The following is a 15,246-nucleotide window of genomic DNA, read 5'->3' as shown; positions in this document are numbered from 1 at the left end:
AGCGTTTCCGTGCCCTTGTTCTTTTATAGTGTCACCGGTCTGACGCGGCTTAGCCTTATTCGTCGCGGTAGACTTTTTCGCGACGCTCGTGGCGCTCCTGCGCTTCGATGGAGAGGGTCGCAATCGGGCGCGCGTCCAGACGCTTGAGGCCGATGGGCTCGCCTGTTTCCTCGCAATAACCGTAAGTGCCGTCTTCGATCCTCTGAAGGGCTGCATCGATCTTCGATATCAGCTTGCGCTGACGGTCGCGGGCGCGAAGCTCGATCGCCCGGTCTGTTTCGGAAGAGGCCCGATCCGCAAGATCGGGGTGGTTGGCGCTTTCTTCGGCGAGATGTCCGAGCGTCTCGCGCGCTTCTCTCAGGATATCGTTTTTCCAGGCTATGAGCTTCGCGCGAAAGTAGGCGCGCTGGCTGGCATTCATGAACTCATCGTCTTCCGAGAGCACATATTTGCTAAGATCGATCTTCTCACTCAACGCGATTCTCCTCGAAGAACATCTCAATGCGGCGGTGTATACTCCAATGATAGTGGCCGGTTCAAGTCTACAGATCAGTTTTCGGGCATTTTTAAAACTGACACAAAAATCATCTAAATGACTAATTTTTATTCTTTATTCGTATTGAAGCGATCTCTTCTTCAATCACTTCAATGCGACTTACCAACAGGAAAGAGGACTTGCGGTCCTGCAACCCAATCCTGTAGCATTCCGCCCGTGCCCTGACATTCGAACGCCGGTCCCCGCCCTTGACAGCATCTTCCCCGAGCCGAGTTTATCTTCTGCGCCACGCCAAGGCCGCCTGGGCGGCGCCGGGAGAACGGGATTTCGACCGGGGATTGAACGAGGCCGGCTTTGCCGAGGCGGAGGTCATTGCCGACCTCGCCGCCGACCGCCGCTACCGACCCGAAGTCCTCCTGTCTTCCACGGCCGTTCGCTGCCGGCAGACAACGGAGGCCTGGCAACGGGCCTTCAATGAAGGCATAGACATCTTCTATGTCGATGAGATGTATAATGCGCGCAGCGAAACCTATCTCTCCCTTGTCGCCGCTCAGACGGAGGCGCAGTCAGTGATGCTGGTGGGACATAACCCCACCATGGAGGCAACGCTGGAAGCGATGATAGGCGAGGACCTGCTACATGCCGCCCTGCCCTCAGGTTTTCCGACATCGGGCCTCGCGGTTCTGGATCACGACGGCGCTGCTGCCAACGGCAGAGACCGCTGGCGGCTGGTCGATTTCCTCGCACCGGGCAAATAATCGCTTCGGCGCGCGATGAATTCTGGAAAGAAGGCGCGCTGAAAATCCGCTGGCGCGCTTCTTTTTTGGGCAACCGTATCTTCCTATATTGCAGCCGTGACCGTTTAACGCAGCCGGGAAATTGCCATTGCCGCCTTCTCTTACGTCCCTGACAGACAGTGCGCTCATTGCGTTCGATAATCTGGCCGACCGCGCGAGTAACCTCACTCACCCCACATTGCGGCTTGGTGTCACCGGCCTTTCGCGGGCGGGCAAGACGGTTTTCATCTCTTCGCTGGTCCACAATCTTCTCAACGGCGGGCGGCTGCCGCTGTTTGAGGCCATGCGCTCCGGACGCGTTTCTAACGTGCGGCTGGAGCCGCAGCCGGACGACGCCATTCCCCGTTTCCAATATGAAGATCACATCCAGGCACTGGTGCGCGACCGGCTTTGGCCGGATTCGACGCGGGCGATCTCGGAACTCAGGATCACGCTGGATTACCAGAGCGCCAGCGGCTGGGGTCGCTGGTTCTCGGCCGGCAAGCTCTCTATCGATATCGTCGATTACCCCGGCGAATGGCTGCTCGACCTGCCGCTTCTGTCGCAGGACTACAGGCAATTCAGCGATACCACAGTCTCGCTGGCCGGAAGCGGGGTCCGCGCCGAGCTGGCACAGGAATGGCTGGCCATCGCCTCTTCGCTCGATATCAACGCGCCCGCCGACGAAATGACGGCCCGACGCTTGGCTGAAAGCTTCGCGGCCTATCTCAAGGCCTGCAAGTCCGACGAGAGATCGCTGTCCACCCTGCCGCCCGGCCGCTTCCTGATGCCCGGCGATCTGGAAGGGTCGCCCGCGCTGACCTTTGCGCCGCTTCCCGGCCTGACGGACGAAAAAGCGCCGAAAGGCTCCCTGCGCGCCATGATGGAGCGGCGCTACGACGCCTACAAGTCGATTGTCGTCAAACCCTTCTTCCGCGAGCATTTCGCCCGCCTCGACCGGCAGATCGTCCTGATCGACACGCTGCAGGCCGTCAATCGCGGTCCGGAAGCCGTTCAGGATCTGGAGCGGGCGCTGGGCGATGTTCTCGCCTGTTTCCGCCCCGGCACCAACAGCCTGCTGTCGTCGCTGATCGGCCGTCGCATCGACAAGGTGCTGATTGCGGCTACGAAGGCCGATCATCTGCATCACGAAAGCCATGACCGGCTGGAGCGCCTGACCCGGCGTCTGGTCGACCGCGCCATCACCACCATCGGCATGAATGGCGCCGGTATCGAAGTCATGGCGCTGGCTTCGGTTCGCGCCACGAGAGAGGCAAGCGTTCGACAGGATGGCCACGAACTGCCCGTCATCGTGGGCACGCCAATGGCCGGCGAAACCATCAATGGCGAGACATTTGACGGCAATCGCAAGACAGCGATCTTTCCGGGCGACCTGCCTGACGATCCGGAGCCATTGTTCCGCAGCATAGACCGGGATGGCGACAAGGCGACACTACCTGATGTCAATGTCGTGCGTTTTCGACCGCCCAACATTGACGAGCCGGGCAGCGGCGGCATTCGGCTTTCCGTTCCACATATCAGGCTCGACCGCGCCATGCAGTTCCTGTTCGGAGACAAGCTCGCATGAAAGCTCCCACACAAAACGATCCGCAGACGCGCCGCCCCGCCGCTTTCACGCTCGAAACGGAAGAGACGGAACGACCGTCCGCCACGCAGAAGCGAGCGCCGCGCAGTTTCGATGCGGAGATATCTTTGACGCCAGATGAAGACGATCCGTTTCTGGCACCTGAGGACATAGACACTGCCGCTCTGCCCGTGGCGATACCGAAGAAAAGCCGCTTCTCCTTCGGCAAGCTGGCGCTTGGTGCCTTGGGTGTGCTGTTCTCGCTTGCCTTCGGGCTCTGGGCGGATCAGCTCATCCGCAATCTGTTTTCCCGCTCCGACTGGCTGGGCTACACGGCAACGATCGCCCTCATCGTGGCGCTTTTTGCGGTTCTCGCCCTCGTCGGCCGCGAAGTCTTCGGCATCATGCGGCTGAATGCCGTACAATCTCTCAAGGCGGATGCCGAGACGGCAAGCCTTCACAAGAGCCCGAAACCCGCCCGCGCCATCGTCACCCGCCTGAATGCCGTCCTTTCCCATCGGGCGGAAACGGCCAAGGGGCGCGCGGCGCTGAAGGAAACGGAAAGCGATGTCATCGACGGGCCGCATCTGATCGAGCTTGCCGAACGTGAACTGCTGGTGCCGCTCGACCGACAGGCGCGGGCGCTGATTCTCAATTCATCAAAACGGGTCTCGGTTGTCACCGCCGTCAGTCCACGCGCCGTCGTCGATCTCGCTTATGTGCTGTTCGAAGTGACGCGGCTGGTGCGCGCCATGGCAGAGCTTTACGGCGGCCGTCCCGGCACGCTCGGCATGCTGAAACTCCTGCGCGATGTCGTCGCCCATCTCGCCGTCACGGGCTCGATCGCCGTCGGTGACGGGCTCGCTCAACAGGTTCTCGGACACGGCCTTGCTTCGAAACTCTCCGCACGTCTCGGCGAAGGCGTCATCAACGGCCTGATGACGGCGCGAATCGGCATTGCCGCAATGGATCTTTGCCGCCCGCTGCCGTTCAGGGCTGTGAAACGGCCGGGAATCGGCGATTTCATGTCCGACCTCACGCCCGATTAAGCAGTGGAAAAAGCGGCGAGAAAGCCTGATTGCTCGGCTTTGAGCGGTTCAAAAGGTTACGGATGACGCCGCAAATGAGAGTGAAATAAACCAAGCATTAACCATTCCGCCGGTAGATTGCAGCCTATCGAACAGGCTTCTTCGCCGGGGAAAGTATCATGTATTCGCGCTTCTTTTCGCTTGTGGGCGGACTTGCCGCCATATTGTCCGTCAGCGGCGGTTTCGGCATGTCTGACGTGCATGCCGCATCACGCGATCGCGACGACGTGTTTTTCCGCTCCGTTGCCGGCGTCTGGAAGGGTCCGGGCGAAATCGTCGCCGGCAAATACAAGGGCACGAAATTCACCTGCGACCTGACGGGCGAACCGCTTGACGACAAGCAGACCGGCATAAAGCTCGGCGGCACCTGCCGCGTCGGCGTCTTCAGCCAGCCCATGTCCGCCGTCATCAGCCAGAAGGGCAACAGCTACGAAGGCAGGTTCCTTGATGGCGCGGCCGGCAAGGGTCTGGACATCACCTCCGGACAGGTCAGCGGCGACAAGGTCGTCGTCGGCATCAACCGCGCCAAACTCAACGGTGCAATGGTTGCCCGCGTCTCCAACGACAATTCGATGAACATCACCATCTCGGTGAAGGTCGCCGATCAGATGATACCGGTCATCGGCGTCACGCTGGCGCGCGATATCGACCAGCTGGCTGTCGGCTCGATCAAGCCGTAAAGACTACAGTTTTTCAGCCATTGCCAGGCGGGAGTGTCCACCACTCCCGCTTTTCGTTTGCGCTGACAATGCCGCTCTTGTTCGCCTGCTGAAGCCATTCCCGGACGGACTTTTCCCTGACCTGGAGATCAGGCGCTATATCAGCAAGCGGCATCAGCACGAAAGCGCGCTCCGTCATGCGCGGATGCGGCACTTCAATGCTTTCCGTGACGATAGACTGGTTCCCGAAGGTCAGCACATCGATATCGATGGTGCGCGGGCCCCAGCGTTCCATCCGCACCCGTTTCATGCCTTTTTCGATATTGAGGCACAGTTCCAGCAGCGCGGGCGCCGAAAGCGCGGTCTCGACCAAAGCGCAGCAATTGAAAAAATCGGCCTGATCCGTCTTGCCCCAGGGAGGTGTGCGGTAAAGGTTGGAAACGGCCAGCAGGCGGCAATCGCCATGCGCATCGAGTTCGCGCAGTGCCCTCGCCATGGCGGCGGCCGCATCGCCGATATTGCCGCCGAGACCCAAGGCAGCGACGGTCATCGTTTCAGGCTCGGTGTTCAACGCTCACCTGTGCATAATCCAAAATACCGGGAACCGGCGCCGAGGGCTTGCGCACCGTGATGCGCAGCCAGACGATTTGCGGATAACGGGCACGCAGCGCCTTGGCGATGTCGTTCGCAAGCGCCTCTATGAGATACCGGCGCTGGCCGACGACGATCTTTTCGATGACCGCGAAAGCCACGCCATAATCGACGGTGTTCTCAATATCGTCGGTTTCCAGCGCGTCGCCCGCCTCGACCTCCATCTCGGCATCGACGAAAAAGCGCTGCCCCAACACCTCTTCCTGTTCAAGAAGACCATGACGGGCAAAGAAGGAACAGTTTTTCAGGATGATGGTATAGCGGCTCATCGCATCGCCTCCATGGCAGGACTGTTTCGCCGGAAAGCCGCACCCTCCTCGGGACATGACATTCCGGCACTCATTGATCTAGGCATCGGCCTTTGCCGACGCTTTGGCAAGAACCGCATCGGCGATTGCCAACGCATCACGCGTCGCGGCGACATTGTGCACACGAAAAATCGAAGCGCCGGCAAGCCTCAGGATCGCCGTCGTCGCAGCCGTTCCGATATCGCGTTCATCGGCCGCATCCCGGCCCGTCAGCGACCCGATAAAACGCTTGCGCGACGTGCCGGCAAGAACCGGCAGGCCAAAGGCGGCAAGCTCGCTGAAACGGGCCATCAGCTCAACATTTTCCCGTTCATCCTTGGCAAAACCAAAACCGGGATCCAGCACGACGGCATCGCGGGCAACACCCGCGTCCTCGGCGATCTCGAGCGAATGATTGAGGAATTCGAACTGGTCGGCGATGACATCGGCGAGCTTCTGCCGGTCGCGGCCGGTATGCATGATGCAGACGCCCGCGCGGGTAGCGGCGACCACGCCCGCCATTTCGGCGTCTTTCTGCAAACCGAAAACGTCATTGACGATATGCGCCCCTGCCGCGATAGCGAGCCGAGCCGTCGAAGCGCGGTAGGTATCGACGGAAATCAATACATCCGTCTCGCGGCGCAATTTCTCGATGACGGGCAGCACCCGATCCTGCTCCTCGGTTTCCGTTACCGCGGCAGCCCCGGGCCTAGTGGACTCGCCGCCGATATCGATGATGTCGGCTCCTTCTTCCACGCAGGTCAGCGCCTGGGAAAAAGCCGCATCGACGGCGAGATAACGACCGCCATCCGAAAAGGAATCGGGCGTTGCGTTGACGATGGCCATAATACGGCCACGCCCATCAAGTTTCAGGGAGCGGCCATGGGCCGCTTGCCACGCGTTGCTGCCGGCTGTTATCACGTAACACGTGCCTTTCGGAATAACGGAGTGTTATGCCAATTCTTATAAGTTCCGCTCCGCCTATGCAGCAAACGTTTTTCAAGTTCAACCGGAAGGCCGGGTCATGACCAAATCATCACGTGCTCTTTGCGCCGCTTTGGCGGTCGCAGTCGCACTTTCCATCCCCGGACCGGCTTTTTCCGAAACCATCGTCCGCAAGACCTATTCCTATTTTTCGATCAGCGGCAAAACCGCCGCCGACCTCGACCAGCAGCTTTCCAGGCACGGCCCGCTGACCCGCAATACCGGCGCGCGCCATCCGGGCGCGACCGAAATCAAATTCGGTGGCGAACTCACCTATGTTGAGAAAAACGGCCTTTGCAGCGTCGGAACCGCCAAAGTGGTGCTGAATACCCGGATTCTCCTGCCGCAATGGAAAAACCGCCGCCGCACCACGGCGGAACTGGCCTTCATCTGGGATACGCTGCTTGCCGATATCAAGCGCCACGAGGAACGGCACGCCGAAATCGCCCGCACTCACGCCCGTTCGCTCGAAAGGCAGCTGACCGCGCTTCGCCCCCAGAAAAACTGTGAAACACTGCAGGAAATGGTTGGCAAGATCACCCAGACGGTGATGGACGAGCACGACAGGGACCAGATGCGGTTCGACGTGGTGGAATCGCGAAATTTCGATGCCCGCATGACACGGCTCCTGAAAAACCGGCTCGAACAGGGACAGAGCCGCCGCTGAGAGATCCGCGCCTTTCTTCCGACAAAGCTGAATGATTGGCCGACATGACGTAACGTGATGTCCGATCTCACCCGTGACTTCTGGTGATGGTGCGTCCGGTGAGACTCATTGTACGTTCTACGTACGGTTTCGGACCATACTGTCTCAAAAGCTTTGATGGTCGCAGCCGCCTCCGGTTCTCCCGGTGCGCACTTGAGGGCTCGCAGGTGTTTCCTCCCTCGCCTGCATGCTGCGTACCCGCCTCGCCCCGCTCCCCGCTACCTTGGTGAGCGGGGCTTTTTCTGCCGCAAAGCCGTTTCGTCTCAGCCCTGGCGCTCAGGAACGTGAACGACGAGACCGTCAAGGTCGTCGCTCATCTTGATCTGACAGGAAAGACGCGAAGTCGGCCGCACATCGAAAGCGAAATCCAGCATGTCTTCTTCCATCGGCTCCGGCCCGCCAACGCGCTCCGACCAGGCGTCGTCGACATAGACATGACAGGTGGCGCAGGCGCAGGCACCGCCACATTCCGCGTCGATGCCGGGGATGGAGTTGCGCACGGCATTCTCCATCACGGTGGAACCGTTGCTCACGTCGAGTTCATGGGGCGTGCCGTCAAAGGCAACGATTGTCAGTTTTGTCATGCCGAAATCCAGAATGTGATCTAAGAACTGTTCTAAACACATAGAAAGGCCGGTTCGCCTTGGCAACCCGCTTGGAGGGCGCCCAAGGCCTCAACCGGCCTTGCGAAACCGCAATTTTGATGAGTTACGCCTCAGCGGCAAAGTTTCAGGATGAAATTTTCCGCCTCGACAATGGCGGCCGCAAGCTTTGCAATCGCGACGCTTTCATTGCCACCAGCCTCCACGGCGGCGGCAGCCACAGAAACATCAAAGGCGCCGACAGCCTGTGCTGCGCCCTTCAAACGGTGCGCTGTCGCCTTCACGCCCGTGTCGCCGGCGCCCGCCATTTCGTGCAGCGCGGCGCGCGCATTGCGGCTGAACAGTTGCAGCACCTCGATCTCAAGATCCTTGTCGCCCATCGTCTGACGGGCCAGATGATCGAAATCGATAGGCTTTTTTCCAGTGACCGGCGCGCCGCCGCAATTATCGGGCGCTTCGAAAGCGATACTGACTGCTGCCATGTCTCAAATTCCTGTCTTGCCGTTTCCTGTTTCGTGTCACATCTGTGTCGTATTCAGGCATCCTAACCGGTGCTATCGGCTTAAATTACGGCGTGACGCGGCTGAAAATCTTCTGCTATGGTTAATTTATGTTAAACTTATGCGAAACAAGGCGTTCAGCGTGAAACTCAGGTTTAAAAACTGTTAAAAAGCCGACACTTCGCCACCACCGCAAATCCGCATTAATTGTTTCGAACACCTAAATGTGTCACTACGGTACTGCTGTTGCTGCGAGGCCTAAGCACAAGCTTTGTTATTGCGGCACAGTGTTGTAATTTCGCCCGAAAGCTGGATCACCAGCATTCGGGATTTGGTAAGTGGCGGGATTGTTCTCTCATGGAGGGATATGTTCCGCTGGCATGATGGCGGCAGTCCGCCTGCATAGGCAGGCGGTCCAACGGCATGAAGCCGGGCGTATGTGTAACGAGGCGTAACCGCATGGCGAATAACAAGATCAGCGACTCTGTCGACGAGACTGCTTTCCAGGCATTGGAAGATGCCCTGCAGCTTGGCGCTTTCGAAGAAAAGCCGGAGACGCGGAAGACTGCAGCGCCGAAGCAGCCGGAGGCCAGAGTGAAGGAAGCCAGCAGACCGAACCCTGCTCCCGAAGTCGCGCGCACGCCTGTCGAACCGGCGCCGAAATCGCCCAATCTCGAAGCGGCCAATGACGGGTCCAAGCGCAGCCCGGCCATGATCCTCAAATCGCTGGAAGGCGGGTCCATCGGCGGCGCGCTTCGCAACGCCACGATCATGTCGGTCATATGGGCGCTCGGCGGCCTTGGCATCGCGCATCTTCTTTACGGCAATGCGCTCTGGAATATCGGTTCGCTTTCCGACCTTGCCGCGATCCCCGGCCTGATGGCGATCGTCGTCGGCATTCTGGTGCCGGTCATGTTGTTTTTCGCCTTCGCCATCATGATGGCGCGTGCCCGCGATCTGCGCAACGCCGCCCGCTCCATGGCGGAAGTCGCGCTTCGGCTTGCCGAACCCGAAACCGTTGCCTCTGACCGCATCATGTCCGTTGGCCAGGCGGTTCGCCGTGAAGTCTCGGCCATGAATGACGGTATCGAGCGCACCATTGCGCGTGCGACGGAACTCGAAACACTCGTCCATTCCGAAGTCAATGCGCTTGAGCGCAGCTATGCGGACAATGAGCTGCGCGTGCGCAGCCTCGTGCAGGAACTGACCGCCGAACGCGACGCCATCGTCAACCATGCCGAGCGCATCCGCTCCTCCATCGTCGGCGCGCAGGAACAGATCAAGGAAGAACTCTCCATCGTCGGCGAAGAGCTTTCGATGCGGATCGCCACGACCGGCGAGGCCTTCGCGTCGATGATCGACACACGTTCGGCGGCTCTCCTGGAAAAATCGCGCGCTTCGACGGAAGCGATGGGCAGCCTGATCGCTGCCAAGACCGAGAACCTGCTTCAGGCGCTGAACTCCTCCGGCACGACGATTTCCAACGAATTCGACATGCGGCTGCATAATCTCACCTCGACGCTGGACGAACGCGGTGAAGTGCTGCTCGAACGCTTCGCGATCCATGCCTCGACGCTCGACAGCGGCGTGGAAAGCCTCAACAGCGCGCTTGAAGAACGCACCCGCCAGCTCAACGAGACGCTTTCCAGCCGCACGCTCGAGCTCAACCGCAATATCGAACGCGGCCAGCAGATCATCGGCGGTTCGCTGGATACCGTGCTCGACAAGCTCTCCACGACGCTCGAGGAAAAAGGCCTCTCCTTCCGCCAGAGCCTGCAGAGCACGGCCGACGACGCCATCATGGATCTCGATCTCCGCTCCGGCCTCTATGAGGAACGGATGCAGGCGACGGTGGGTCAGGTCAACTCGGCCTTCGATGAACACGTGGCGCAATTCGCCAGCGCCTTCGACCAGCGCGCCGGCAGCCTCGATAGCAAGCTGATGGAAAGCCTTGCCCGGATCAACGAAACCGTGGCGGGCGGTTCTGAAGCGCTAGACACCATGTTGAGCGCCGGTCTGGAACGCATCGGCACCACCATGACCGATCAGTCGCTGGCGCTCGCCACCGCGCTCGGCACGGGTCAGGAAATGCTGGAAAGCGCGCTTGAGGCCCGGACTCAGGCCTTCAGCGACGCGATCGGCCAGCGCACCGCCGAAATCACAGACGTCTTCGCCAATTCGCACGAGAAGATCGACGCCGTACTGTCGGAACGCAGCAACGCCCTGTTCGGCGCGCTTTCGGCCAGCCAGAACCGTTTCGACGAAGCGCTCGCCAGCCGTTCCATGGCTATTACCGGCTCCGTCTCCGGCACGGCAGAACGCCTCGCTGCCATGCTCGACGAACGTGCAGCTGCGATCAACAACGTCGTCGCCGACGTGGAACGTCGCCTTGCCGAAACGCTCGAAACGCGGGCCGCAGCCATTACCGGCGCAGTCTCCGGCATCGAGGACCGCATCTCCGACACGCTGGAAAGCCGCACGGCTGCCCTGCACGACGTCGTCTCCGGAGCCGAGAGCCGTATCGCCGAAACGCTTGATGGCCGCACGGCTGCGCTTTCCAGCACCATTTCCGGCGTCGAGGAACGTATCGCCGACACCATGGACAGCCGCACGCTGTCTCTCGACATGACCTTCGCTAATGTGGAGGAACGGCTTTCCGAGACGCTCGACAACCGCACCTCCGCCCTCACCGGCATCGTGGCGAGCGCCGAAGAGAAAATTGCCGGCGCGCTGGACAGCCGTACAGCCGCGCTCGGCGATGTGGTGGCGGGCGCCGAAACCCGGATTGCAGAAACGCTGGACGGCCGCACCGCAGCCCTCAACGCCGTGGTTTCGGGTGCGGAAGAACGCATCACGGATGCACTCGACAGCCGCGCGATGGCGCTGGATATGGCCTTCTCCGGAGTCGAGGAAAAAATCACCGAAACGCTCGATTCACGCACCGCAGTTCTCGGCGAGTTGGTGGCCAGCGCCGAAACCCGCATCGCCGGCGCGCTCGACAGCCGCACGGATTCGCTGAAGTCAGTCGTCTCCGGCGCGGAAGAGCGCATCACCGACGTCCTCGACAGCCGCACGATGGCGCTCGACATGAGCTTCTCGGGCGTGGAGGAAAAGATCGCGGATATTCTCGACGGCCGCACCGCCGCCCTGCACAGCGCCGTTTCCGGCGTGGAAGACCGCATTGCCAGCGCGCTGGACACCCGCACGGCGGCTCTTTCCGGTATCGTATCGGGTGCGGAAGAACGCATCGCCGATGCGCTCGACAGCCGCACCATGGCGCTCGACATGACCATTTCGGGTGTCGAAGAACGGATCGCCGAAGCCATGGACGCCAGGGCGTCATCGCTTTCGCTTGCGGCGGCCGGCGTCGGCCAACGCCTGGAAGCCACTGCTTTCACGCTTGAAAATGCGCTTGCCAGCGGCCATGAGCGGCTCGAAACCATGCTTGGCTCGCAGGCCGAGCGTATTGCCGGATCGCTGGAACGCAACAGCGGTCTGATCGAGCAGAGCGTTTCGGGCGCAGCCAACCGCATTGAAAGCGTCGTTGAAGACGGCAGCACCCGGTTTGCGCAGACCGTGGAAGAAGGCGTCTCGCGCCTCGAAAGCAATCTTTCGCAATCGCACGAGGACATCCGCAGCACGCTTGAGCAGCGTCAGGCAGAAATTGCAGCCACGCTCAGCTCCGCCACGACCCAGATGGGCGACATGCTCTCCGAGCAGGCGATGATGATCGGCACCACTGTCGCCTCCAGCGCCAGCATGCTTGAACTGTCGCTCGAAACCCAGCAGGAAACGCTGCAGAAGGCGATTGACGGTAGTGCGGCAACGCTGGAAGAGCGTCTTCGCAACAGCGCCGGCGATATCGCCGTCAAGATCGGCGAAGCCGCACGCGAAATCGGCGGCGCGACGGACGCCCTATCCTCGAAAATCGAGACCTCTATCGGCAACGTCACCACCCGTCTCGACGAAACCGGCACCCGCATCGAGACCTCTCTCGATACGCTTCAGGCACGCGTCGGCGGCGATCTCGCCAATGTGAACACGTCGATCGAGGATGCCGGCCGCCGCTTCGCCGAGGCGCTGGAAGACAAGACAGCCGTCTTTGCGCGCACCAGCGATGAGGCCGCCGAGCGGATCACCGGCATCCTGGACGAGCAGACGACCCGCGTTGCCGACACCTTCGAAAGCCGCACCAGCCGCCTGGCCGAAACCTTCGATACCGGCACGGCCCGCATCGATGAGCGCCTCGGCACGATGGACCGCGCACTGACGATCGGTCTCGAAAACGTCAATCGCACCATCGAAGGCAAGGCCACCGATCTTGCTGTCAGCCTGCGTGGGGCGGTTACCTCTGCCACGCAAAGCATCGGCGACGAAGCTGCCCGTTCCTCCGCCCTGCTCGCGAAGTCCGGCGCGGAGTTCGCCGAACAGGTGCAGGCACAGAACGAGGCCTTTACCAAGGCCATCGAGGAACGCTCGGGTGAAATCGTCAATCGTATTTCGGATGCACAAACGCGCCTCTCCGGCCAGGCTGCCGCCGTGGCGCAGACCTTCTCGGAGGCGGGCAACATCATCGTCAACAAGGTTGCCGAGGCTGAAGCCGTTGTCCGCTCACAGGTTGGTGTCATTTCCGAGACTTTGACGGGTGTTGAATCCGCCCTCGACGCGCGCGGCGAATCGATCCGTTCGGCACTGGACAACCGCACCCGCGAACTCAACTCGATGCTGGCCAGCCGCTCCGCGGAGCTGTCGCGTCTTATCGAGGAAAAGGCAAAGCCTGTCGTCGACGAATATGCCACCATCGGCCGCGAAGCCGCCGAAAAGATCGTGTCCGCCGCCCAGCAGAGCGCCGAGCTTCTGTCGCAGAGCAATAGCGGCATGGTCGGCATGGTAGAGCAGGCAATCAGCGATTATGCCGCCGCCGGAACGGATGCGGCAAGCAAGCTGGTCGCAGCCACCCGCCAGAGCACCGACATGTTGTCGGAAACCCATACTGCAATGGCGGACGCCGTCGAACAGGGTATCGACAAATATGCCCGCGCCGGCAGCGAAGCAGCCAACAAGCTGGTTGCCGCCACTCGTCAGAGCACGGATATGCTGTCGCAGACCCATAACAGCATGGCCGAAATCGTCGAACAGTCGGCAACCAACTTCAATTCGGCCGTTGAGCGCGCCGCTCAGGGCTTCGGTGCAGCGGATGAAGCGCTGAATGCGTCTGCAGCCCGTTTCTCGGAGTCCGCGTCGCAGGCCGCCGACATGGTGTCCAGTTCCAGCCGTCTGCTGGAAGGAAAGATCGACCGTCTGTCGAATATTTCCGGCCAGACGCTGGCGCAGGTCGCTGGCATCGTCAGCCGCTTCGAAGAACATTCGAAGGTGCTGAGCCAGGCATCCGAGCTGCTGAATGCCGCCCAGTCGAGCCTCGTCGGCACGCTGGAAGAACGCCAGGATGCGTTGCGCAGCCTGTCTGTCGGCCTTGTCAAGCGTTCCGAGGAAATCGAAAGCGCCATGCGCAATGTCATTGGCGTGGTGGAAACCACACTTAACGAGGCTGAAGAGCGTTCGCAAAACGTCGCCGGCAACCTGCGTGAAAATCTGCAGGCTTCCTTCTCCGATATCGGCCGCTCGCTTGATGAAACCGAACAGCGCGCCCGTTCGGCGGCACAGACCATGCGGGGCGCCCTGCTTGCCGCCGGTCAGGATGCGAGCCGCTCGATCGAGAGCACGCTTTCCGACGCGCAGAAATATTCCGACGAGCTGGTGAACCGCCTGCGCGGCGGTGTCGAATCCTCTCTTTCGGAAGTCGACAACCTTCTCGGCAGTGCTTCCGAAAAATCCAATGCGGCCGCAGCCAACCTCAAGGAAACGCTGCGCCAGGCTGTCGAGGAAGCGGTGAGCCGCTTCGCCGGCGCGACCGATGAAATCCGTCGCTCAAGCCACGATATCCGCCGCGAACTTGACGCGACCCGCGCCGAACTGAAGCGTGGTGCCTTCGACCTGCCGGAAGAAGCCAAGGAAAGTGCGGCCGCAATGCGCCGCGCCGTATCCGAGCAGATCAAGGCGCTGCAGGATATTTCCCAGCTCGTCGGCCGCTCGACGCAGCAGATGGAAGTGTCCGAGCCGGTTGCCCGCGCCATCGCCGCAACCCAGCCGGCCGTCGAGCGCCGCGTAGAGCCGCGCCCGCAGCCCGCAGCCCCGGCGCCGGTTCAACAGCAGCGCCCGGCGCAGCAGCAGCCAGCACCTGCCGTGCGCGGCACGTTGCCGCTGGAAAATCGCCAGGTCGAAAACCGGCAAGTCGAGAATCGTCAGGCACCCGCTCCGGCGCAGCCGGTCGCACCAAGCCAGGCGGGACGTCGCGAAGAAGGCGGCGGCTGGATCAGCGATCTGCTGCGCGGCGCCTCCCAGGAGACGCCCGCAGCCTCCGCACCGCGCGCCAGCACCGAGCAACAGCCGACCCGCGCAGCCGACACCCGTAATCCCCGTCACATGGTGGAATCGCTGAACTCGCTCTCCGTCGACATCGCCCGCGCCATCGATCACGATGCGTCGGTGGAACTGTGGCGCCGTTACCAGCGTGGCGAACGCGACGTCTTTACCCGTCGTCTCTACACGCTGAAAGGCCAGACGACCTTCGACGAGATCAAGCGCAAATATGAGCGTGAAGCGGAGTTCCGCACCGCCGTTGACCGCTATATCAACGATTTCGAGAAGCTGCTTGCCGATGTGGCCCGGACCGACCGCGACCGGACCGTGACGCAATCCTACCTCACCTCAGATACCGGCAAGGTCTATACGATGCTTGCCCATGCGGCGGGTCGGTTTAATTGATCTGAACGACACTGAAAGAAAAACCCCGGTGAAGACCGGGGTTTTTCTTTTGTGCGAGCCAGTTGCTTCGCCATCCTTTCACGCTGG

General features: G+C 61.1%; 11 protein-coding genes and 1 pseudogene. 6 read left to right on the top strand and 6 right to left on the bottom strand.

Annotated elements, in window-relative coordinates; all coding sequences use genetic code 11:
- Positions 1-55 precede the first annotated feature (55 nt).
- Complete coding sequence (dksA, locus tag ACZ47E_RS04885; RefSeq protein WP_004441503.1) at positions 56-475, bottom strand: RNA polymerase-binding protein DksA; 420 nt, start codon at positions 473-475, stop codon at positions 56-58.
- Positions 476-777: 302 nt separating this feature from the next.
- Here dksA and ACZ47E_RS04880 point away from each other — a divergent pair, with 302 nt between their 5' ends.
- The 4 genes and pseudogenes from ACZ47E_RS04880 (at position 778) to ACZ47E_RS04865 (ending at position 4,625) form a co-directional block, all read left to right on the top strand.
- A complete protein-coding gene (locus ACZ47E_RS04880; protein ID WP_278067509.1) occupies positions 778-1,254 on the top strand; it encodes a SixA phosphatase family protein in 477 nt (158 codons plus the stop codon).
- A 127-nt stretch (positions 1,255-1,381) separates the two neighbouring features.
- Positions 1,382-2,860, top strand: a complete 1,479-nt coding sequence (locus tag ACZ47E_RS04875) for a YcjX family GTP-binding protein (protein WP_072494328.1) — start codon at positions 1,382-1,384, stop codon at positions 2,858-2,860.
- Positions 2,857-3,935, top strand: a pseudogene (locus ACZ47E_RS04870) (TIGR01620 family protein). The gene ACZ47E_RS04875 and the pseudogene ACZ47E_RS04870 overlap by 4 nt, the downstream one beginning before the upstream one ends.
- Before the next feature lie 129 nt (positions 3,936-4,064).
- The gene (locus ACZ47E_RS04865) at positions 4,065-4,625 is read left to right on the top strand and encodes a hypothetical protein (RefSeq protein WP_004441493.1); all 561 of its coding nucleotides are present in this window, start codon (positions 4,065-4,067) and stop codon (positions 4,623-4,625) included.
- A 13-nt stretch (positions 4,626-4,638) separates the two neighbouring features.
- Here ACZ47E_RS04865 and folK read toward each other — a convergent pair whose 3' ends face one another.
- The 3 genes from folK to folP all read right to left on the bottom strand — a co-directional run bounded on the left by folK (position 4,639) and on the right by folP (position 6,388).
- Positions 4,639-5,154 (bottom strand): 2-amino-4-hydroxy-6-hydroxymethyldihydropteridine diphosphokinase, encoded by a 516-nt coding sequence (folK, locus tag ACZ47E_RS04860; protein ID WP_278067399.1) that lies wholly within the window; start codon positions 5,152-5,154, stop codon positions 4,639-4,641.
- A 4-nt stretch (positions 5,155-5,158) separates the two neighbouring features.
- Positions 5,159-5,524 carry a dihydroneopterin aldolase gene (folB, locus tag ACZ47E_RS04855; protein WP_003502532.1) on the bottom strand — a complete coding sequence of 122 codons (366 nt, stop codon included), beginning with the start codon at positions 5,522-5,524 and terminating at the stop codon, positions 5,159-5,161.
- A 78-nt stretch (positions 5,525-5,602) separates the two neighbouring features.
- Entirely contained in the window at positions 5,603-6,388 is a 786-nt protein-coding gene (gene folP / locus ACZ47E_RS04850; RefSeq protein ID WP_174150890.1) for a dihydropteroate synthase, read from the bottom strand.
- 178 nt (positions 6,389-6,566) lie between these two features.
- Between folP and ACZ47E_RS04845 the strand changes: the two genes are divergently transcribed.
- Positions 6,567-7,193, top strand: a complete 627-nt coding sequence (locus ACZ47E_RS04845; RefSeq protein ID WP_004441483.1) for a DUF922 domain-containing Zn-dependent protease — start codon at positions 6,567-6,569, stop codon at positions 7,191-7,193.
- A gap of 302 nt (positions 7,194-7,495) precedes the next feature.
- Here ACZ47E_RS04845 and ACZ47E_RS04840 read toward each other — a convergent pair whose 3' ends face one another.
- Together ACZ47E_RS04840 and ACZ47E_RS04835 are read right to left on the bottom strand one after the other, a co-directional pair.
- A complete protein-coding gene (locus tag ACZ47E_RS04840) occupies positions 7,496-7,816 on the bottom strand; it encodes a 2Fe-2S iron-sulfur cluster-binding protein (RefSeq protein WP_006697584.1) in 321 nt (106 codons plus the stop codon).
- A gap of 131 nt (positions 7,817-7,947) precedes the next feature.
- Positions 7,948-8,316, bottom strand: coding sequence for an Hpt domain-containing protein (locus ACZ47E_RS04835; RefSeq protein WP_278067398.1), 369 nt, complete (start codon positions 8,314-8,316; stop codon positions 7,948-7,950).
- A 477-nt stretch (positions 8,317-8,793) separates the two neighbouring features.
- On the opposite strand from ACZ47E_RS04835, the gene ACZ47E_RS04830 reads away from it, so the two are divergent.
- Positions 8,794-15,159 carry an apolipoprotein A-IV repeat region-like domain-containing protein gene (locus ACZ47E_RS04830; RefSeq protein WP_278067397.1) on the top strand — a complete coding sequence of 2,122 codons (6,366 nt, stop codon included), beginning with the start codon at positions 8,794-8,796 and terminating at the stop codon, positions 15,157-15,159.
- Positions 15,160-15,246: the final 87 nt, after the last annotated feature.

It is taken from the genome of Agrobacterium sp. 5Ca39 (genome assembly GCF_055382365.1).
The sequence above is the reverse complement of the archived record's forward strand: the minus strand, read 5'-3'. Positions and strand labels throughout refer to the sequence as shown.

Coding starts and splice junctions, on each gene's coding strand:
- ACZ47E_RS04845 (WP_004441483.1), top strand. CDS start 6,567: ATGACCAAATCATCACGTGCTCTTTGCGCCGCTTTGGCGGTCGCAGTC.
- folP (WP_174150890.1), bottom strand. CDS start 6,388: ATGGCCATCGTCAACGCAACGCCCGATTCCTTTTCGGATGGCGGTCGT.
- ACZ47E_RS04835 (WP_278067398.1), bottom strand. CDS start 8,316: ATGGCAGCAGTCAGTATCGCTTTCGAAGCGCCCGATAATTGCGGCGGC.
- ACZ47E_RS04830 (WP_278067397.1), top strand. CDS start 8,794: ATGGCGAATAACAAGATCAGCGACTCTGTCGACGAGACTGCTTTCCAG.
- ACZ47E_RS04865 (WP_004441493.1), top strand. CDS start 4,065: ATGTATTCGCGCTTCTTTTCGCTTGTGGGCGGACTTGCCGCCATATTG.
- folK (WP_278067399.1), bottom strand. CDS start 5,154: ATGACCGTCGCTGCCTTGGGTCTCGGCGGCAATATCGGCGATGCGGCC.
- ACZ47E_RS04840 (WP_006697584.1), bottom strand. CDS start 7,816: ATGACAAAACTGACAATCGTTGCCTTTGACGGCACGCCCCATGAACTC.
- folB (WP_003502532.1), bottom strand. CDS start 5,524: ATGAGCCGCTATACCATCATCCTGAAAAACTGTTCCTTCTTTGCCCGT.